Source organism: Fluviibacterium sp. S390 (genome assembly GCF_049800695.1).
In the GTDB taxonomy this organism is placed as follows: domain Bacteria; phylum Pseudomonadota; class Alphaproteobacteria; order Rhodobacterales; family Rhodobacteraceae; genus Meridianimarinicoccus.
In genome coordinates, this window is sequence record NZ_JBNAFN010000012.1 from 80,641 (window position 1) to 101,037 (window position 20,397).

At 63.2% G+C, this 20,397-nt stretch carries 17 protein-coding genes; 2 read left to right on the top strand and 15 right to left on the bottom strand.

Translation table 11 applies throughout. The features are described from left to right. Window positions 1–10 precede the first annotated feature (10 nt). Window positions 11–928, bottom strand: a complete 918-nt coding sequence (locus ACP15K_RS11295) for a LysR family transcriptional regulator (protein WP_193142683.1) — start codon at window positions 926–928, stop codon at window positions 11–13. 101 nt (window positions 929–1,029) lie between these two features. Between ACP15K_RS11295 and ACP15K_RS11300 the strand changes: the two genes are divergently transcribed. Further along, window positions 1,030–2,268, top strand: a complete 1,239-nt coding sequence (locus ACP15K_RS11300; protein ID WP_193142682.1) for a urate hydroxylase PuuD — start codon at window positions 1,030–1,032, stop codon at window positions 2,266–2,268. A 107-nt stretch (window positions 2,269–2,375) separates the two neighbouring features. Here the strand turns inward: ACP15K_RS11300 and ACP15K_RS11305 are convergent, their stop codons facing one another. From ACP15K_RS11305 to ACP15K_RS11370, 14 genes are all read right to left on the bottom strand, one after another. After that, a complete protein-coding gene (locus tag ACP15K_RS11305; RefSeq protein WP_193142681.1) occupies window positions 2,376–3,368 on the bottom strand; it encodes a C45 family autoproteolytic acyltransferase/hydolase in 993 nt (330 codons plus the stop codon). Between the two features lie 2 nt (window positions 3,369–3,370). Beyond that, window positions 3,371–4,822, bottom strand: coding sequence for a biotin carboxylase (locus tag ACP15K_RS11310; protein ID WP_424990552.1), 1,452 nt, complete (start codon window positions 4,820–4,822; stop codon window positions 3,371–3,373). 21 nt (window positions 4,823–4,843) lie between these two features. Beyond that, window positions 4,844–7,621 carry an aminotransferase class I/II-fold pyridoxal phosphate-dependent enzyme gene (locus ACP15K_RS11315; protein WP_424990553.1) on the bottom strand — a complete coding sequence of 926 codons (2,778 nt, stop codon included), beginning with the start codon at window positions 7,619–7,621 and terminating at the stop codon, window positions 4,844–4,846. 78 nt (window positions 7,622–7,699) lie between these two features. Then, the gene (locus ACP15K_RS11320) at window positions 7,700–8,647 is read right to left on the bottom strand and encodes a carbon-nitrogen hydrolase family protein (RefSeq protein WP_193142678.1); all 948 of its coding nucleotides are present in this window, start codon (window positions 8,645–8,647) and stop codon (window positions 7,700–7,702) included. Between the two features lie 509 nt (window positions 8,648–9,156). Beyond that, window positions 9,157–10,251, bottom strand: a complete 1,095-nt coding sequence (locus ACP15K_RS11325) for an ABC transporter ATP-binding protein (RefSeq protein WP_193142677.1) — start codon at window positions 10,249–10,251, stop codon at window positions 9,157–9,159. A gap of 2 nt (window positions 10,252–10,253) precedes the next feature. Further along, window positions 10,254–11,039 (bottom strand): ABC transporter permease, encoded by a 786-nt coding sequence (locus tag ACP15K_RS11330; protein WP_193142676.1) that lies wholly within the window; start codon window positions 11,037–11,039, stop codon window positions 10,254–10,256. Next, window positions 11,039–12,034, bottom strand: a complete 996-nt coding sequence (locus ACP15K_RS11335; RefSeq protein WP_193142675.1) for an ABC transporter permease — start codon at window positions 12,032–12,034, stop codon at window positions 11,039–11,041. The genes ACP15K_RS11330 and ACP15K_RS11335 overlap by 1 nt, the downstream gene beginning before the upstream one ends. Before the next feature lie 76 nt (window positions 12,035–12,110). Next, window positions 12,111–13,217, bottom strand: coding sequence for an ABC transporter substrate-binding protein (locus ACP15K_RS11340; RefSeq protein WP_193142674.1), 1,107 nt, complete (start codon window positions 13,215–13,217; stop codon window positions 12,111–12,113). Between the two features lie 67 nt (window positions 13,218–13,284). Continuing rightward, window positions 13,285–14,385 (bottom strand): NAD/NADP octopine/nopaline dehydrogenase family protein, encoded by a 1,101-nt coding sequence (locus tag ACP15K_RS11345; RefSeq protein ID WP_424990554.1) that lies wholly within the window; start codon window positions 14,383–14,385, stop codon window positions 13,285–13,287. Further along, window positions 14,382–14,972 (bottom strand): peroxidase-related enzyme, encoded by a 591-nt coding sequence (locus ACP15K_RS11350; RefSeq protein ID WP_424990555.1) that lies wholly within the window; start codon window positions 14,970–14,972, stop codon window positions 14,382–14,384. Before ACP15K_RS11350 ends, ACP15K_RS11345 begins: the two co-directional genes overlap by 4 nt. Further along, window positions 14,969–15,460, bottom strand: a complete 492-nt coding sequence (locus ACP15K_RS11355) for a hypothetical protein (protein ID WP_226925974.1) — start codon at window positions 15,458–15,460, stop codon at window positions 14,969–14,971. The genes ACP15K_RS11350 and ACP15K_RS11355 overlap by 4 nt, the downstream gene beginning before the upstream one ends. Next, on the bottom strand, window positions 15,457–16,923 hold the full coding sequence (locus tag ACP15K_RS11360) for an NAD(P)-binding domain-containing protein (protein WP_424990556.1): 1,467 nt from the start codon (window positions 16,921–16,923) through the stop codon (window positions 15,457–15,459). Before ACP15K_RS11360 ends, ACP15K_RS11355 begins: the two co-directional genes overlap by 4 nt. Window positions 16,924–16,965: 42 nt before the next feature. After that, window positions 16,966–18,291, bottom strand: coding sequence for an MFS transporter (locus ACP15K_RS11365; protein WP_193142670.1), 1,326 nt, complete (start codon window positions 18,289–18,291; stop codon window positions 16,966–16,968). A gap of 2 nt (window positions 18,292–18,293) precedes the next feature. Beyond that, window positions 18,294–19,784 carry an aminotransferase class V-fold PLP-dependent enzyme gene (locus tag ACP15K_RS11370; protein ID WP_193142669.1) on the bottom strand — a complete coding sequence of 497 codons (1,491 nt, stop codon included), beginning with the start codon at window positions 19,782–19,784 and terminating at the stop codon, window positions 18,294–18,296. 122 nt (window positions 19,785–19,906) lie between these two features. Here ACP15K_RS11370 and ACP15K_RS11375 point away from each other — a divergent pair, with 122 nt between their 5' ends. Further along, window positions 19,907–20,386 (top strand): Lrp/AsnC family transcriptional regulator, encoded by a 480-nt coding sequence (locus ACP15K_RS11375; protein WP_226925973.1) that lies wholly within the window; start codon window positions 19,907–19,909, stop codon window positions 20,384–20,386. Window positions 20,387–20,397: the final 11 nt, after the last annotated feature.

Sequence of the window (20,397 nt, forward strand, 5' to 3'; positions counted from 1 at the left end):
GACCTGCGCGTCAGGGCTGATCCGTGTCCCGAATGATTGCGCCGATGCGGTCGATCATGAAGTCCATGAACAGCCGTGATTTGGGATCCTGCCGTCGCCGATGCGTAAACAGGCAGGCCATCTGAATGGGTTCCGGAGGTGTCTCGACGGCCACCGGAACCAGCGCGCCCGCACGCAGATGCTCTGCAATCTCGAACACCGGCTTCATGGCGATCCCGTGACCGGCCAGCGCCCAGTCGGTCAGAACATCGCCATCGTCGGATTCGTAGCGTCCCGACACCCGGAACCGTTTGGGCCCGTCCTCGGTCGACAACAGCCACTGAAACTCGGTCGCGCCGGGAAACCGCAGGCTCAGGCATTCGTGCTGTTCTGACACCAGATCGAAACCGCTGGCCGGCATCCCGCGCTGCGCGATATACGCGGGCGCCGCGCACAGCACCCGCGCCACATCTGCGATCTTGCGAATGCGCAGGTTGCTGTCTTGAGGCTGGCCCAGAAAGAATGCCAGGTCCAGACCCTCGGTCGTCAGGTCCACGCGCCGGTCGGTCAGGCGCAGGCGGACGCTGACCTCGGGATATTCGGCCAGGAACTCGGGCACCTTCGGCGCAATCAGCCGCCGGCCAACGCCCAAGGGGGCCGCGACATACAGCGACCCCTTGGGATTGTCGGTGATGTTGACGATCTGCGCTTCGGCGTTTTCCACCGCTTCCAGGATCTCGGTCGCGCCGCGATAGAACGATTTGCCCTGTTCAGTCGGCGTCAGGCTGCGCGTGGTGCGCTGGAACAGGCGCACGCCCAGATGTTCCTCCAGCTGCGAGATTCGCGCCGAGGTCACCGCCGGAGACACGCGTAGATCCCGACCAGCGGCAGACATGCTGCCCAATTCATAGACACGCACGAAGGTGCGGATATTGTCGAGATAGGACATTGTTCGTTTTTTTTTGATGCTGCTTGGACTTTCACACCGATAGCAGAATAAACCGGCTTGGACTAGGGTCGTCCAGACACCGAAAAACTGGGAGAAGCACTGTGTTCGAACTGGCAATCTTGTGGGACTGGGTGGCCTTTTCGGTCCGCTGGCTTCACGTCATCACGGCCATGGCGTGGATCGGCGCATCGTTCTATTTCATCGCGCTCGATCTGATGCTCAAGCCCAATGCCGACCTGCCCGCCGGCGCCTATGGCGAGGAATGGGAGGTGCACGGCGGCGGCTTTTACCACACCGTGAAGTACCTTGTGGCTCCGGCGCGGATGCCCGAGCATCTGACCTGGCACAAATGGCAAAGCTACACCACCTGGCTGTCCGGTGCGGCCTTGCTGATGATCGTCTACTGGGTCGGCGGAGAACTGTACCTGCTGGATCCCAGCAAGGTCGAACTGGCGCTGTGGCAGGGCATCCTGATCTCGGGCGGGTCGCTGACCCTTGGCTGGCTGGCCTATGACGCCATGTGCAAGTCCCGGCTGCGCGAGAATCCGACCCTGCTGATGCTGCTGCTGTTCGTGATTCTGGTGATCATGTCCTGGGGCTATAACCAGATCTTCACCGGGCGTGCCGCGCTGCTGCATCTGGGGGCCTTCACCGCCACCATCATGACCGCCAATGTTTTCTTCATCATCATGCCGAACCAGCGCATCGTGGTGAAGGATCTGCAGGAAGGCCGCACGCCGGACGCCAAATACGGCAAGATCGCCAAGCTGCGGTCGACGCACAACAACTATCTGACGTTGCCGGTGGTGTTCCTGATGCTGTCGAACCACTATCCGCTGGCCTTCGGGACGCATTACGCCTGGCTCATCGCCAGCTTGATCTTCCTGACCGGCGTCACCATCCGCCACTATTTCAACACCATGCACCGCACCGGCAAGGGGCCGAACTGGACCTGGCTGGCCACGGTGCTTCTGATGGTGGTGATCGCCTGGCTGTCGACCGTCCCCGGCATCGACACCTATGAGGAATCCGAAGCCCGCGAGTTGACGCCAGCCGAGCAGAAGTTCGCCTCGGTGGACAGTTTCGAGGATGCCTTCTACGCAGTGGTCGGCAATTGCTCCATGTGCCACGCACGCGAACCGTCGTGGGAAGGGCTGAACTGGGCGCCCAAGCACGTTGTGCTTGAGACCGAGGCCGATGTGGCGCGCCACGCCAAGCAGATCTACATGCAGGCGGGCCGCACCCACGCCATGCCGCCGCCCAATGCCATCGACATGGATCCCGAGGCGCGGATGCAGATCGTGGCCTGGTATCGCGACGCCACCGGGCACGGCAGCTAGGAAACAGTGGATCGAAGACCTGAAAGGCGGCCCGAAGGGGGCCGCCTTTTTCCGTTGGCAAGCCGGTCGGTGCGCGTCGCGTTCAAAGCCCCGGCCGCCGGAGTGGCTCAGACGATGGCGCCGGGGTCAGTGTCGGGAAAGGCGACAAGCTGTGCACCGGACGTGAAGCTGGTGAAACTCTGGGTCCATGTGTGCATCGGCCACCTGAGTTGCACTGCCCCTTCAGCGGGCAGGTAGGCCGCCGTGTACAGCGTGCCGAAGCCCCGCGAAAACGCCATGGAATAGAGTGGCGGCTTGAGAAAACTGGAGATGAAGCGTTCCGCAGTCTCGGGGTGCAGGGTCAGCCGGTTCAGCAGGAATTTCTCGCGCTCGACCGTGGCGGTGAAACGGGCGTGGCTGGACCATTCCACCCGTTCCTGATGGTTGGTCGCCACCGGCGTGTTCGAGATGATGGTGGGCCGGTCCGGCGTCAGATAGGCGGTGACAAAGCGCATGGATCGGTCCAGCGCGGTGACGTTATAGCTCATGTGACAGGGCACACGGCGCAGCACATTCTCGGCATCGGCCACGGTTTCGCAAGTTTGCAGGATATAGCGCAGGATCAGCGGCACACCGAAGCCTTCGCCGACCTCGCGCCGCCCGCCGAAGGTCAACGACACCACCAGACCCGCATCGTTCATCCCGTCGACAAGACCAAAGAGCCCGTCGGTCATCGCGATCACCGATCGGCCCTGCCAGCAAGACTTCAGCAAGATCCCGTCGAAGGCCCGCGGGTGATAGTCGTAGTTGCGCACCAGCAAAGGGGCATCGCCGCGCCAGACCGCCTGGCTGCAGCCGGACAGATAGCGGGGCGGGCAATAGTAGCTGAGAAACCGCGCCGCGCTGTCGCTGCCGCCGGCCAGTTCGCACAGCTCGTCATACAGCGGCAGGATCTCGGGCATGTGGCGACGCAGGGCGATGCGGCTTTCCAGATAGGTCGGGCGGGCTGTCAGACCCTCGCGCGCCCACCAGTCCCTGTAGGCCGGCCAGAACTCCTGAAACAACCCGGTCCAGATCGGGCCGGGGTCGTCTTCACTGAGGGCCTGAAACCGAACAGACACGCTTACATCATCTTGAAGGCAGGTTCGCCGGAGGCTTGCGCCGCCGGCAAGGGCCGTGCCGTAAACGCCGACTTGATGCCGTCGATCCACGCCTTGGCGCGGTCGTTCAACTCGAAAGCCTTGGTCATCGACCGGCCGCGGGTGACCAGAATGCCCAGATCGGCGCCTTCATAGCGGTAATCGCCGGTGTTCAGGATGCGCAGGAAAAAGGCTTCGTTTTCGGTTTCCACCGCACGGCGGTGATAGTCGAACCGGTCGAAGACCACCTTGCCATTGTCCAGCATCGTGTAGATGCCGCTTTGCGGGGCCTCGGTGACCATGTCGACACTGTCGTCGGTGTGCTTGATGACCATCTGCGACCAGCTGTCGATCATGTCCGGATCGGACCAGCGCGCGTTGATTTTCTCGACGTCCAGCGAGAAGGGCTTTTTCGAGAATTCCAGAAGATGAAACAGGAACAACGGCGCATCCGCATGGGCAAAGGCGGCATGGTTGGTCATCGAACTGGCCCCGGTGATGCGTGGGTTCAACTCACCCAGCCACAGTACTCCGGTCTTCTTGTCGATCAGGAAATCCAGCTCGAAATAGCCGCGATAGCCGACCTTGCGCAACTGCTCGCCGAACTTGAAAGTCAGTTCGCGGGCCTGCTGGCGGGCCTTTGACGGGAAGGAGGTCGCGAGGATCTCGTTGCCGCACCAGCCGCCGCGATAGGGGGTCAGTTCCCTGAAGCCCACAAGCTCGGTCATCAGCGGGCCGACGATGGTGCCCTGGCTGGTGGCGCAAGCCTCGATGGCCGAGCCACGGCAGTCGATCCGCTTCATGATCTTGATCTCGCCTTCTCCGACGATGTCGTGTTCATGCTTCTGGAAGTCCGCCTCGGACTTGATGAAGAACGTGGTGTGGCCGCTGTCGCCAAAGGCCGATTGCAGCACCAGGTCGTTGCCCAGCCCGGCGTCCTTGCAGATCTTCTGCAGATGGGCGTAGCTTTTCACCTCGTGCAGGGCATTGGGCACCGACGGCACCCCGGCCTCGTCGCCGATGCGCACGGTTTCGATCTTGTTGTCGCAGCGCTCGCGCAGGGCCGACTTGGGGAACCAGATCTCGCCGCCCAACTCCTTGACCAGGGCTTCGGTCTTTTCGTTGAACATCAGGAAAACGAACTTGGGCTTGCCGCCGCGCTGCCTGACGAAATCCACCACTTCCTTGTGTTGCAACAGGTAGTTGTTGATGTCCTCGATCGACTGGAATTCGTCGTGCGGCACCTCGGAGGGCACCAGCACGTTGGGATGGCGCCCGTCGAAGCAGTCCATGTAGCAGATGTACTTGAAGTTCTTCACCCATTCGTCGATGCCGAGCAGGTTGAAGTTGGTGGCGGACACGAAATAGATCGGATCCTCGTTGGTGTGGAAGTACCGACGGATTTCAGAGATGTTCTTCAGCTTTTTCTTTGGCATGGTAACTCCCTCGTCGGTGGTTCAGTTCTTTGAAAGACGCTCCAGCGCATGGGGTGCAAATACCCGAAGGCCCAGATCCGGGCGGTAGCCGTGGATTTCGCTGACGTCGAGCGCACGCATGAAGGTCAGAATCTCGCGGCTGATGACCTGTCCCGGCACAAGGATCGGAAAACCCGGCGGGTAGGGGATGATGAACGAAGCCGACACCAGCTGTTCGCCCGCGTCCAGCTTGGCCATGATCCCGTCGTCCAGATTCAGGTAGTCGCAATTTTCCTCGTCATAGGCCAGGAAGAAGGCCGTGCGGATGTCGCCTTCGGGGGTTTCGCCATGGCGGAAGGCGGTGTCGAAGCGGCTGAAATCGGGCAGTGGAGGCACATGCTCCACCAGGCTTTTGACCCGGTTGTCGAACGACCGTTTCTCCATGATCGAGGCATCGTCCAGCAGATCGTCCAGATCGTTGGCAATCCCCAGCAGCACTTCGATCAGATAGGCGATCGAGGATCGCGTGGTGCCGATGTTGGTCATGAACAGCACGGTGTTGCGCGAGGTCTTGTTGATCTGGATGCCGTGCTTGTCCATCAGGATCTGGGTCTTGAAGGTGTCGCCGTCCCAGCCGGTGCCGCCCACGGCAAGTGTCACCTTGGACGGGTCCAGCACGAATTCATCGCTGCCCCAGTGATCCCAGGCATCGGTCCAGCCCTGCTTTGAGTCGTAGTAGCTCTCGATCCCGCTTTCGCGGTATTCGGCCGGGATCATGTCGGCCACGGTCAGAACCTTGAAGTATTTCTCAAGCTTGGGATGGGTGTTGATGGCCCGGCGCAGCGTCATGGCGCTGTCGATCTGGCGCTGCACGAACTCGTAGCCTTCCAGTTCCACCTGCCGTCGGCCCACGTCCAGCGAGGCGATGATCTGGTAGTTCGGCGAGGTCGAGGTATGGGTCATATAGGCTTCGTGGAAGGCCTGTTCGGTCTCGCCCTTGAAATCCTGGTCGTAGACATGGATCATCGATCCCTGCCGCAGCGAGGTCAGGGTCTTGTGCGTCGACTGCGTGGAATAGACCCGCACCCGTGCATGCGGCGGCGCGATCAGCCTTGTGTTGAGCAGGGTCTCGTCGTCGGCATCGGCCAGATCGGCCTGCTGCTTTTCCCAGGCCAGCGCCCGTTCGGGGCTTTTCAGCGTCCTGCGCAACGCTCCGGCCGTATGCATCGCGGTGCGGCGGCGGTAGGCCGGGTTGAAGCGGGCGAAGGCGAACCAGGCTTCATCCCACAGGAACACCAGGTCGGGCTTGATCGCCAGACATTCCTCCATCACCCGTTCGGTGTTGTAGACCAGCCCGTCGAAGGTGCAGTTGGTCAGCAGCACCATGCGCACCCGGTCCAGTTTCCCGGCGGCTTTCAGTTCCAGCAGCTTGTGCTTGATTTCCTTGGTCGGCACCGCGCCATACATGGAATGCTGGTGCAGCGGATAGCTGTCCATATAGACCACGTTGGCCCCGGCCAGCACCATGCCATAGTGGTGCGACTTGTGGCAGTCGCGGTCCACCAGCACGATGTCGCCCGGCCGGATCAGCGCCTGCACCACGATCTTGTTGCAGGTCGAGGTGCCGTTGGTGGCAAAGAACGTCTGTTTCGAGCCGAAGGCGCGGGCGGCGGATTCCTGAGCCTTCTTGATTGGCCCCTTGGGTTCCAGCAGGCTGTCCAGCCCGCCGCTGGTGGCCGAGGTTTCGGCCAGGAAGATGTTGGGACCATAGAAGGCACCCATGTCCTGGATCCAGTGGCTGCGCGCGATGGATTTGCCGCGGCTGATCGGCATGGCGTGGAAGACGCCGGTGGGTTGCTTGGAATACTCTTTCAGCGCCGTGAAGAAGGGCGATTTGAACCGGCTGTTCACACCGCGCAGGATGTTCAGGTGCAACTCAAGGAAATCTTCCTGATTGTAGAACACCCGCCGGCAGCCGCCCAGATCCATCGCCGCGATGGTTTCGGCCGAGCGGTCGGTGACCAGATAGGTGTCCAGTTCGGGCCGGATCTTGTGCACCAGCCGGCAGGTTTCGGGGCCGTATTCCTCGGGGCGCAACCCGTCGACCTCTTCATCCTCGCTGACGCTGGTGAGGTACTTGTTCAGGATCGACACACCGTTGCGCGACTTCAGGGTCAGACCGGGCCGGACCACCACAGCCTGCACGTTGAAGTTGAACATGATGCCGATCAGCGCGTCTTCCAGGCTGGGCACGATCACCGGTTCGTAGATGAAGGCATCTTCGGGGCGGCGGGCGCGTTGCAGACTCCGGCGCAGCCAGCGTTCCTGATGCTCGCTCAGGTCGTCAACGATCAGCACTTCGAAATAGGGCCGCCCCAACGCGCGTTCCTCGGGTGACAGCGAGGCTTCGTCCTCGAAATCCTCGGCGTCGACTTCGTTGGACATCAGTGGCACGACGCGGCGGCGATAGGCGCCCGACGACAGCGCCCGCGACGTGCGCAGCACGCTGTGGCAGAAGTCGTCGACGTTGCGGTTTTCCACCAGCTTGCGCATGTGGTTGAAGGCCGCAGCGCCCGGGAAGGCCCAATAGGCCTCGATCGGGGCCAGGGCCGCGAACAGCTGTTCGGCCCGGTTCAGCAGGGATTTCCGCTGGCGGCTTTCGCTTGGATGCAAGGCCAGACCTTCGGCAACTTCGCGCAGGGTACTCCACCGATCGGCGCGCAACTGGGTGGCGCTGTAGTATTCCCCGATCGAAGGCAGGTTCTGTCCGTCGCCTTGACCCGGCTTGCTTCCGGACGCTTCGGTTGGTCGTTTCGTCATGGTCAAACCTGCTCTCTTTGGCTGGTGAAGTCTCGTAATGACGTGAACTCGTACGACACTGGGGAATGCGGCGGGCGCTTAGCCCGTTTCGCGATGCCAGCTGGCAACGGCCTTTTCCTCGGCCTCTTCCAGCATGGTGCGCGGGTCGGCGGCGCTGAGACCGGCAAGTGAGCCCTGCTTGGGCGTTTCCAACGGACCAAGCGCGTGCAGATAGGTGTCCGAGCCGCTGCCCGGATCGTAGATCGGGAAACTGACCTCGCGGTCGCGGAAGCTTTTCAGAACCTGGCCAAGCCCCTTCAGGCCGAATTCGCGCTGGCGGCGCACCTGATCGAGATCGATCTCGATGGGGAACATGTCGTCCTGCCCCGCCGACTGGTGCAGCACCATCGCCGCAGGATCGACCACCAGCGACCGTCCGACCCCACCCGAGCCCAGCCCGTTGATGTCGAAGACATAGCATTGGAACTGCGCCGCCGTGGCCCGCGCAATGGCAATTTCGGCCTCACGGTCGGCAGTGCCGGTCAGCACCGGATGCAGCAGAACCTCGACGCCCTGGCTGGTCAGTTGCCGCGTGGTTTCGGGGAACCACATGTCATAGCAGATCGACAGACCGAAGCGGCCGACCTCGGGGACATCGAAGATGCAGAATTCATTGCCGGCCGAGATGCCTTCCTCGTAGGGGCGGAAGGGGAACATCTTGGAATAGGTGGCCACGATGTTGCCATCGGGGTCGATGACCACCGAACTGTTCAGGATCCGGCCATCTTCCTTGGTTTCGAACATCGAGCCGGGGATCAGCCACAGCCGATGCTTGCGCGCCTTTTCCTGAAACCGGACGATGTCTTCGTTGGGGAAGGGCTTTGAGAACCGGTGCAGCGGGCCATAGGCGGCCAGTTCGCTGAACACCGCCATCTGGGTCCACGGAAAGCGCGCCATCAGAATGTCGATGCGGTGCAACATGGCATCGACATTGGAATGAAGCGGATCAACATGCATCTGGATGCCGGCAATTGCAAATGGGGTCATACTCGTCTGGTCTCCTGGTGGTCCGGTCGGGACCGAAAGTCGGGGGTGCCCATGCGCGCAAAAGCTGCGCTGTACGGGACCGGATTATCGGGCGTATGCCTGCCGGATCGGCGGCAGGGGCGGATGGGTCTGCCTAGCAGATCGGCGATCAAACCGCGCGCCCTGTGTCATCGCCGCGCAAGGCGGGCCGGGGCCGTGCGGCGCCTGCGCCGGTCCGGTCACCATAGCACGCAACGCGGGCAAGCAGGCGAATGCATGACGCGGCTGCATCGGCGGAGAAGGATATCGGGATCCCTCGAAGGAACTGGGCGCCTGTCATCGTATGCGTCACGCAAGTGGTCATGGACTGCCACATTGGCGCGAGTCGCCGGCGATTGAAACAGATATTTTTCTGGCAGGATCGCGGTGCCGGACTGACATGGCGGCATCGGGCGGTGCCGTTCGGGCAAGACCTGCGGCACCTGCCGGTCGGCGGTCGGGCAGGGCCGCACCCGGCGGCCCCGCGTCTTTCAGTGCGACAGGATCGCCATGGCGTCGGCGTCCCACGACACCCAGACAGGGGCATCGCCATGCCGGGACAGGGTCGCTGCATCGGTGAAGGCGCGCAGGGTCTGCCCCGGTGCATCCTCCAGTGCGATGTCCACGGCGCTGCGGCTGCCCAGGAACACGCGTTCGGTGATCCGCCCGCGCACGGCGTTGGCGGTTCCTGGCTGTTCGGCGTGCAGTGACAGGTTTTCCAGTCGCAGCGAGGCGGCCATCTTCTGCCCTGCCTGCGGCGCACCGGAGGCCGCCAGACCGATCAGCGGAATGCCCTGCCAGTCAAAGCTCACCTGTCCGCTGGCGCGGTCCACACCGCGAATCTCGCCTTCGATCAGGTTGGTGTCGCCGACGAATTCGGCGACAAAGCGGCTGGCCGGACGGAAATACAGATCCTCGGGCGTCCCATCCTGTTCGATCTTGCCCGCGTTCATCACCACGATCCGGTCGGACATGGTCAGCGCCTCTTCCTGATCGTGGGTCACGAAGAAGAAGGCCTTGTGGGTGCGGCGCTGGATCGACTTCAGTTCAAGCTGCACCTGGTGGCGCAACTTGGCGTCCAGCGCACCCAGCGGTTCATCCAGCAACAGCAGGTCCGGATCCGGGGCCAGCGCCCGCGCCAGCGCCACCCGCTGCCGCTGCCCCCCCGACAGTTGCGAGGGATAGCGGTCGGCAAAGGGGGTCAGTTCCAGAAAGGTCATCAACTCGTCCAGCCGCGCCTTGATCGCGGTCTTGGACATGCCTTTCAGTTCCAGCCCGAAGGACATGTTCTGCGCCACGGTCATATGCGGAAACAGCGCGTAGTCCTGAAACACCATGTTGATATGGCGTCGTTCAGGCGGCAGGGCGGTGACATCCTCGCCGCTGAGGATGATGCGGCCGGTGTCGGGTTTCTCGAACCCGCCGAGGATGCGCAGGGTGGTGGACTTGCCACAGCCCGACGGCCCCAGGAAGGTGACGAATTCGCCGGGATTGATGGTCAGATCCATCTGGTGCAGGGCGACGGCCTTGCCGAAGCTTTTCGAGATCCCTTCCAGGCGGACAAGCGGTTCCTTTTCGGAGCTCATTTTCAGGTGTCCTTGTTCATGCGGCGGCTGGAACGTTCGGCCCAGACCCCCAGCACCGCGGTCAGCACCAGCGCCACGGCAGAGATTGCATTGATTTCCGGCGACATGCCCGAGCGCAGCTTGGCAAAGATCAGCACCGGAAGCGTCGGTTGATAGCTGCCCAGGAAGAACGAGCGCACGAAGTCGTCGAAGCTGAGCAGCAGGCAGAAGATGGAGGCCCCCATCAGCGCCGGTTTCAGATAAGGCAGCGTGATCCGGGTGAAGGTCACGAAAGGATCGGCGCCCAGATCGCGGGCGGCCTCGCCCATGCTTCTGGGCAGGGTGGTCAGGCGCGCCATGACCACCAGCGTCACGAAGGGCACGTTGTGGACGGCATGCGCCCAGATGATGGCGAACATCCCCGGTTCGATCCCCAGCTGCCGGGCATAGATGCGAAAGGCGATGGCCGAGATCACGCCCGGCACCAGCGCCGGCAGGATCATCAGCGCATAGACTGCCGCCCGGCCGACAAAGGCCCGCCCCGCAAGCATCACCGCCAGCCAGGTGCCCATCAGCACCGAGACAAGGGTCGAGGCCACGGCGATGGCCACCGAATACAGGAAGGTCACCATCAGTTCGGTGTCGCCGAAGACCCCGATGTACCAGTCCAGCGTGTAGGATTTGATCGGGAAGCCGATGAACTTGCTGTCTTTGAAGCCCATCAGGATCATCAGCGCCAGCGGCACGAACAGATAGACGACGAAGGCCCAGAAAACGACGGACAGAACGACGCGATGCGAACGGGTCATCAGCTGTCTCCCTTGCGCAGGAAGGCGATCAGGCGGGTGAAGATCCCGCTCAGCACCAGGGCGGCCACGAACATGATGACGGCAAAGGCCGCACCGGTGGGCCATTTGTCCCCGGCGACATGGAAGAAGCCGGCGATGGTCTGGGCAAACACCGTGCTGTTGGGACCGCCCAGCAGCACCGGCGTGCCGTAATAACCGGTGGAGATCAGGAACACGAGCGTACAGCCCGACCCGATGCCCTCAAGGCTCAGCGGCAGGGTGATGCGCCGGAACCGCGTCCAGGGGCCCGCGCCCAGATCGGCGGCGGCCTCGGTAAAGTTGCGCGGCAGCTTTTCCAGCGCGGAATACAACGGCAACAGCATGTACAGCGCGGTCAGGTAGATCAGGCCGACGCTGACCGAAAAGCCGGTGAACATGAAGGGGATCGGCCGGTCGATCAGACCCAGCCATTTCAACGCGATGTTCACCGCACCGTTGTTGCCCAGCAGGATCATGATGGCATAGGTGCGCACGATCTCGCCGGTCCAGAAGGGGATCAGCACCAGCAGCAGCAGTGCCAACTGGTTCTCGCGCTTCACATAGCGGGCCAGGTAATAGGCCACAGGATAGGTGATGAGCAGGGTGACGAAGGTCAGCGAGGCCGAGTAGATGATGGTTCGGAAGAACGGTTTCTGGAACACGCTTTCGTTGAAGAACGTCCCGTAATTGTCTAATGTGAAATGCGTTTCTGTTCCCGGTGCCACCGGATAGGCATCCAGCAGGCTCACCTGGAACATTTGCAGCATCGGGCCCAGGTGCTGGGTGATCAGCCAGATCAGCGGGATGATGCCCAGCAGCAGAAATTGTCGACGCGGCGACGCAAAAATCAAACCCGTCAGGACCTGGTAGGGTTTCCAGGCGACGAGACGGCCCCAACGGGTGGCGTCTTCCGCCGCCGGGGGCCGGGTCACGGCGGGGGCGCCACGCTTGGCCCCGACAGATGCCGTGTTGGTCATGGTTACTATCCTTTCTGCAACTGCAGAACCTGTGGCTTCGGGCCAGCCGGAAGCGGCCCGAAGCAAGGGTGGTGGGTCAGGCGGCCTTGACGGCTTCCACTGCCGGATCGACCAGCCCGTATTTCATCTCGTTGGCCTCGGCGCGGAAGAACTGCAGGTTGGCCAGTTCTTCTTCGGTGAACGAAGACGCGGCTTTCTCGGAATCGGTCAGATAGGCGTCCGCCCCCTTGAAGGTCGAGATGAAGCCCGACGCCTTGGTCATCGCCGCGCCAATTTCCGGTTCCGCCAGGATGGCGTTCAGGAAGGTATAGGCGTTGTCGAGGTTGGGACAGTTGTTGGCGATGTTGTAGGTGTAGACGAAGCCGTAGGAGCCTTCCTTCGGAATGGTCATCGACACCGGGAACCCGTCGGCCATCAGCGCCGCGATCGGGCCGTTCCAGGCGCAGGCCATCGCGATGTCCTGGTTCACGAACATCTGCTGCACTTCGGCACCGCCGTCATAGTACTTGCGCACCAGCGGCTTCTTCTCGATCAGGAAATCGCGGGCCTCGGCGACGATCTCGGCGGCACGCTCGGGATCGTTGAGGTATTCGACCATGTTGCCGTCGTAGCCCTTCATCAGCATCACGATCGACATCATGTCCTGGATCACATAAGCGGTCTGGCCCTTGTACTTGTCCGAGAAGAACGTCATCCAGCTTTGCACGTCTTCTTCCGGCACCAACTCGTTGTTATAGGCCAGAACTTCCATGCCCGACAGGATCGGCGCACCCCATTTGTTGCCATTGATGGTCGACCAGTCACTTTCCGAAAACACCGGGTTGATGGTGGTCCAGTTGGGCAGGCGATCCACGTCCAGCGGTTGCAGCAGATCGTTTTCGATGAACTGCAGGAAGCGGTGGCCGGCCACGGTCATGATGTCCACGGTCGGGTTCGGTTGTTCGGCGGCCAGAAGGTTGAACTGCTTGCCCTGGTCATCCACGAGGCGGACATTGACCTTGATGCCGGTGTCCTTCTCGAAGTCGTTCTTGAAATCGGTCGGCACGAAGTCGTTGTAGGTCCAGACGTTGACTTCGCCCCCCGCGGCATGGGCGCGGCGCAGGTAGGCCGGGCTGGCAAGGATCCCTGCGGTGGCGGCGGTGGTGCCCAGGAATTTCCTGCGATTGAGGATCAGTTTCGACATTCTTGTCTCTCCTTGTTGGTTCGAAAAAGGACCGGACCGGTCCCTCGGCGAGGGTGGCACGCCCTTGTCAGGCGCTTGGCGTTGTTTGCGTAGCGTCAGGCAGAATTCCGGTATGCGCCGCCGTGGTCAAGTCATCCAGGCTGAAAGCGGTCAGATCCAGCGCCGACAGCAATTCGTTCTCCGTCGCGAAATCGCGTCCGTACATGGCCGAGAAGATGTCGATCCCGGCCTGGTGCAGCACCGCCGGCTTGCCCGCCAGACGGCCCAGAACGACAACCGGCAGCAGGCCGTAAGGCACGTCCTCGGTCACATATCGGCTGTCGGCGGTGGCCGGACCGGTGCCGCCATTGCCTTGCGCGTGCATCTGCTGGTTCATCTCCGAGATCGAGGCGACCGGCACGTGAAACGACTGGTGAAAATGCTCGAAGATGGTCTTGACCGACAGCTCCAGCGCAGTGGCGATGGCCAGCCGTTCCTCGTCCAGCTGTTCCAGAAGGCGGCCGACCTTCGGGGTGACGTTCTGGCCCTGGCTCCAGCTTTCGCCGCGTTCCATGCGGGTCATGTTGCCAAGGGCGATGCCCATGTGATTCTGCGGGTTCAGGTTCGACAGGGTGATCGCCAGCAACCCGTCGCGCGGGGCAAAGACCGGACCGAACAAGGTTTCGCATTGATCCAGCGCCGCCGATTGCTGATCGGCGGGCACGGTGCACATGTCGATACGCGCACGGATGGTGTTGACCAGAACCGCCGCCCCGTCCTGCCGCCGTCCGGTCACGGCGGTGGTGCCCCAGCAGGTGATCGGTGCGGTCACGCCGCGTGCGGCCAGCTTGCCGCGCAGGTAAAGCGCCCCGAAAGAGGCATGGGACGAAATGATGACATGCTGCCCCTCGCGGATCACCGGGGCCAGTGCGTCGAACACCGTCTTGTGGCCATAGCCGGGCACGGCCACCAGCAGCACGTCCGTTGCGGCCAATTCGTCCGGCGTGTCGGCCACGGACGGGCGATAGTGGCCCTCCAGCGCGCCGCTGGCGGTGATGCCGCCGTCCAGGCCCTTGGTGCCTGCCCCCGACGGCGACCACAGAACCGCCCGGTGGCCCCGGCTTTCCAGCAGAGCAGCGGTGGCCAGCGCGATAGAACCTGCGCCCGCGATGCCGACAGACAGGCTCATCCGGAGACATCCTCGCGGACGGGATCGCCCAGCACATGCATCAGCCGGTTGGCCCAGCCGAACAGCGCCGTGGACAGGATCAGGTCCAGCACCTCGGCCTCGTCCAGACCGGCGGCGCGCAGGGTGGCCATATCTTCGGCGCTGGCCTGGGAAGGCGCGGCGGAAAGCTTGCGGGCGAAGTCAAAGATCGCCCGGTCGCGCGGGCTCAGGTCGGCGTTTTCCCCCTTGGCGAACAACTCGTCGGTGACGCGGGTGTCCTTTTCGATCTGCGCGTGGCGCGAGGCATGAACAGCGGCGCAATAGATGCAGCGGTTCACGATCGAGGCGCCAAGCGCGCCCAGCTCGCGCTCGGATCGGCTCAGCCCCTCCTTGTCGTACATGATCGCGTTGAACAGCGGCGAGCGCACCTTCAGGCTTTCCACGTCATGGGCCAGAGTCAGTACGTAATCCGACACCTTGGTGTTTGACGGGGTGACCTGCAGGGCCTCCAGTTGCGCTGGCGTCGCCTCGGCCAGGTCGACCGGGGTCACGCGCGGCCGCCATTGCGGCACGTTGCGGGTGAACTTGTGAATGACACGAGCGGTCATGTGCGGACCTCCGTCATCAGACGCAGCCCGGCGATCAGGCGCAACTGGTAGGCCAGAAAGGCGTTCAACTCGCACAGGCGCACGATATCGGCGTCATGAATCCCGGCGGCTTGCAGGGTTGCGATGTCCGCCGCCGCAATGTCACGGGTCTGCATGGCGACCTTGTCCATGAAGGCCACCACTTCCGCGACACCTTCTGCCGCGCCATCCTGGCCGGGATCGGTCAGCCCGGCATAGGCGGTACCGGACATGCGGCCGGCATAGCGGTCTGCCACCGCATCCAGCCGGTTCAGCCGCGCAATGCGGGACGCCAGCGCCGCACGCAGATCGGCAGGCCAAGCGCCGCAGTCTTCGGGTGCCAGCACGGCCTCTTCGGCGGTCTGGGTCATGTCAAGGATATTGGCACGCAGCGTCACCGCCGCCGCACCGGGGCCTTCGGGGACAACGCCACCTTCGGCCACGGCAGTGGTGGACCAGGTATCGCTCACGCGTCGACCTCCAGCGGAAGATCGCTTTCGGTCCATTCGGTGCCGTCCAGTTCGGGCGTGTCGTAGTCCAGCATGCCTTGCCAGTGGGTGTCCACATCCTCGGTATACAGCGTCGCCGCAATGTCGCGGGCCAGCCAAGCGGCCCCTTCGGACACACCGGGAATATCGCCGCTGACCTTGCCCAGGCTCGCCGTGGCCCCGTAGTTGAAGCAATAGACGTTCTTCAGCCAGGGGGCGGTGCCGGGCACTTTCTCGCGGAAGGTGAAATCCGGGTTCAGATAGGGGAACCGGCCCAGGTCGGCGTTTTCCTCCTCGGCGGGCGGCGTATAGACATCCTGCCAAAGCTGGATCTGCCCGGCGGCATCGCCGAACTCCTTGCGTTGCAGCGGATCGGTCACGAAACCGGTGCCGAGGATCAGGAAATCGGCGGTCCAGCTGGTGCCATCGGCAAAGCTGATCTTCACCTGATCGCCGACCTGTTCGGTCTTGGTGGTGGCCTTGCCGAAATGGAAATAGGCGTTGTCATGGCGGCTGACCCGCAGGGTCGAGCCATGCGGCGAGGGCGTCTGCGTGGCAAAGCTGTATTGCATGAAGCGCCAGCGCCACGCATCCTCCATGGCCGAATACCCGGCGGTGAAGCCAAAGCTGCCGATGCCCATCATCTTGTTGACGGTGGGCATGGTCTTGCGCCGGATCAGGTGGCGTACCTCGGCGGCGCCATGTTCCAGCGCCTCGGCAGAGTTGTCCACCGCCGAGGCGCCAACCCCGATCACCGCCACTTTCTTGCCCTTCAGACCGGCAAAGTCGATGTCATCGGCAGAATGCGCCCAGAGCGTTTTTGGCAGGTCGCGGACAAAGCCGGGAATGTTGGGCTTGCCGGTACCATCGCGCCCGGTGGCTGACACCAGCTTGCGCGTCAGGATCGAGCCTTGCGCCGCCCCCGACAGGTGCAGCCGCAGCAGGTCGCCTTCCGGTTCCACCCGATCCACCGAAACCTCGTTCTCGACGGGGATGTCCAGCGCCTTGCGATACCAGCGCAGATAGTCCATCCACATCGGCCGCGGGATCTTGCCCAGGGCCTCCCATGCCGCGGTGCCATGCTGGGCGCGGTACCACGCCTGGAAGGTCAGCGCGCCATGGCCAAAGGCCGGGCCGGTCAACTCCTTGGGCGAGCGCAGGGTGACCATGCGGGCATAGTTCAGCCACGGGCCCTCGAAGCCTGCCGGCGATCGGTCCAGCACGCGGATGTTGTGGATGCCGCCGGTTTTCAGCACCAGCCAGGCCACCATCCCGCACATGCCGCCACCGATGATGACCACGTCATGCACCGGTTCATCGCCTTTGCTGCGGGGCGGCACCCAGGATTTTCCGGGGCTGCACAGGAAGGCAAGATCCTCGTGCAGGCGCGCTTCCAGTGCGGGCAGTCCGGCGCCGTCGATGCTGGGCAATGTGGGCTGTGTCATGGTCTGTCTCTTACCTCTGAAGTTCAACTGCACGGGGTGGGCTCAGGCGGTGGTGCTGCCGGGCCAATGCGGGTGCAGGTCGTCGATGAAATAGCGATGCCGGTGGCGATGGCCCTGCGCGTAATGTTCGCGCAGATGCGGATGGCCTTCGGGAAGTTCGGGATGTTCGTGAACCAGGCCGGCCGGCGGTTCGGCCACCCAGACGCGGGCGGCCAGCACCAGCGTCAAAAGGGCCGCGATGCACAGCCCGGCCATGGCCGGGGCCGGACCGACGGCCGCGCCCAGCAGACCGGCGGCCGGATAGGCCAGCAGCCAGCCCGCATGGGACAGGGCGAATTGCGCGGCAAATACCGCCGGGCGATTTTCGGAGGTGCTGGAGCGTGTGATGATCAGCCCGCCAGGGGTCAGCACCAGCGAGGCCGCCGCCCCGAAGCCGAACCAAAGGACCAGCGCGCCGGTTTCGCCGGGCGACAGCAGGACCAGCGCCCCCAGAGCCGCGAAGATCACAACCCCCAGCGTCATGATCCGCCGCTCGCTGGCATGGTCCAGCAAGCGCGGCACCAGCAGGGCCAGCACCGCCGCACCCATCCCATAGCAGGTCATCAAACGGGGATAGAATTCAACGCCGGTTTCAAAATGCGCGGCGGCGTAGATGACCGAGTTGACCAGCACCCAGGCCATCATCAGCGACAGGGCGAATTGCATCAGCCACAGGCCGCGCAGGCGCGGGGTGCGCAGGTAGATCCGCAAACCGCGCGGCAGGCGCTGTCGGAACGGGGTCTTGGCGGTGGCCACAAGGGCGGGAAACCGGGTCAGCATCAGCATCACGATGGATCCCGCAAAGCTGAGACTGGCCAAGAAGAACAACTGCCCCGGTGCGATCAGGTTCAGCGCCAGTGCGGCGATCACCGGGCTGAGGATCGACTCCAGCGTATAGGCCAGCCGCGACAGGGCCAGCGCGCGGGCGTATTCGGCCTCGTCCGGGATCATGTCGGCGATCACCGACTGGAACAGCGGCGTGAAGCCCGAGGCGAAGGCGAAGAACACGAAGGCCAGCCCCGCCACCTGCCACGGCCCCACGGCCAGCGCCATCAGCGCGACAATGCCCATGCGCATAAGGTCGATCATCGCCAGAACCGGCCGACGCGGATAGTGCGACAGCGCCGCTTCGGCCACCGGCGAGACCAGCACATAGGCCACCATCTTCAGTGCCAGAATGCCGCCCAGAATGGTACCGCCCAGCGAGATGCCGCCGAAATCATAGGCACTGAGCGCCAGCGACACCGTCAGAATTCCGACCCCGGTCAGCGACAGTATCTGTGCGGCGAACAGGCGCCGGAACTGGGGATTTCTGAGCGGGTGGTTCAAATCTAGGCTCTCTCCTTGCGCCCCTCGGACGGCGGTTCTGGCTGACCGGACGGGCGCAAGCTGCGGTGGGCGAAACGGGCGGTACTCGCGTCGCCCTCGTACTCATCAAGGTAACATGCCGCAACCTGAGCAAGGTTGTCGACACTGTCGATGATGAAATCTGCCTTCTCATCGGTCAGCAGGGCTGAAAGATTAAGCCGGACCCAGCCGGGCTTCTCGGCTTCCTGCCCGGTTTCCAGTGCCGCCAACGTCGCATCCGAGGCCGCCTTGTCGAGATTCAGCAGGCGGTGGGCATAGGAACCCGCACAGGCACAGCCGCCGCGCGCCTGTATGCCGTGCAGGTCGCTGAGCAGGCGGGTAAACCATTGGTGATGCAAATGGCCGCCCGCGCCATCGCGAATGCGGAACGAAAAGATCGGGATTGCCGGCGCATTGGCATTGCCCAGAATCTGGAGGCGCGGATTGGCACTCCAGACCGCCAGCGCACGGGCCCGCAGCTCGGCCTGCCGCTGGTCCAGCCAGTCCTGGCCCAAAGCTTCCTTCACCATCAGCACAAGGGCGGCACGGATGTCGCCGACCACGTTCGGGGTGCCGGCTTCTTCGCGGTGCGTCAGGCTTTCGGAATAGACATGCGACCACGGCGATACGAAGGACACGGTGCCGCCGCCGGGCAGGGTCGGGGTGCGGCGCCGGGCGATGGCATCGCGCACCACCAGCACACCCGAGGCACCGGGACCGCCCGGAAACTTGTGCGCCGAGAACACGATGGCATCCTTGGCACAATCGCCGCCCGCCTGCATCTGCATGTCGATATAGGGTGCCCCGCAGGCATAGTCCCAGATCGACAGCGCCCCATGCGCCTTCAGCAATCGCGTCACCGCATCGGTGTCGGTCAGGATGCCGGTCACATTGGAAGCCGCTGAAAAGGCCCCGACGATCAGATCCGCGCCCCGTGCCGCGACCAGCGCCTGTTCCAGCACCGCCATGTCCGGGCCGCCCTGCGCGGCTTCGGGGATCTCGATGCATTCGGCGCCGCTTTCGCGCCACGGCAGCAGGTTGGAATGATGCTCGTAGGGGCCAATCAGGATCACCACCCGGCCTCCGCCCGCGACCAGCGCGGGAATATCCAGCAGGCCCACCAGCCGGTTCAGACCCGCCGTCGCGCCCGCGCCGGTGAACACAACACTGTGGCCTTCCGGCGCGCCGACGATGCGGGCGATCTCGGCCCTTGCGGCATTGCGCAGCCGAGTGCAGAAAGCCCCGCAATACGAGGCCTCGGTATGGCTGTTGGCGTAATAGGGCAGGACCGCGTCGCGGATGAAATCCTCGACCTGGGTCAGGGCACGGCCCGAGGCGACGTAATCCGCATAGACCAGCGGCCGCGCGCCATAGGGGCCGGGGATGGTGGCATTGCTGCCGATCAGGCCCGCGCGCAGGCGCTCCACCAGATCGGGGGCCGAGAGGGTTTCGCGGAATTGTTCCAGTGGTTGCATGGTTATCCAGAGAAGAAAGGTCGGACGGTCTGTCCGGACCAGTTCTGACCCATTGTCTCCGCGAAATCATCACATGATTTTGCTATACTACAGTCTAATTTCTATCATATGATAGACATATCATGATTTCGCTAGATCACATCGACTGCCGAATACTGGCAGAACTGCAAAAAGACTCCTCACAGTCGCAACGGGCGCTCAGCGACAAGGTCGGCCTGTCGCAAAACGCCTGCTGGCGGCGGTTGAAGGTGCTGGATACAAAGGGGGCCATTCGCGGCTACACGGTGCTGCTGAACCGCGATGCGGTAGGGGCAGGGCTGGTGGTATTCGTGATGATCCGCACCCGCCATCATTCCGTGCAATGGCTGGAAACATTCCGCAAGCACGTCGCCGCACTGGACGACGTGGTGGATTTCTACCGGATCGGTGGTGAATACGACTATCTGCTGAAGATCGTCACCCGCGACATGGCCAGCTATGACGGCTGCTATCGCCGCCTGATTGCTGGGATCGAATTGGAAACCGTCACCTCGTTCTTCGCCATGGAAGCGATGGAGGAACAGCGCCCGGTGCCCTTGCAGCCGACCGCCCCCCGGCGCTGACCGGCCGGGGG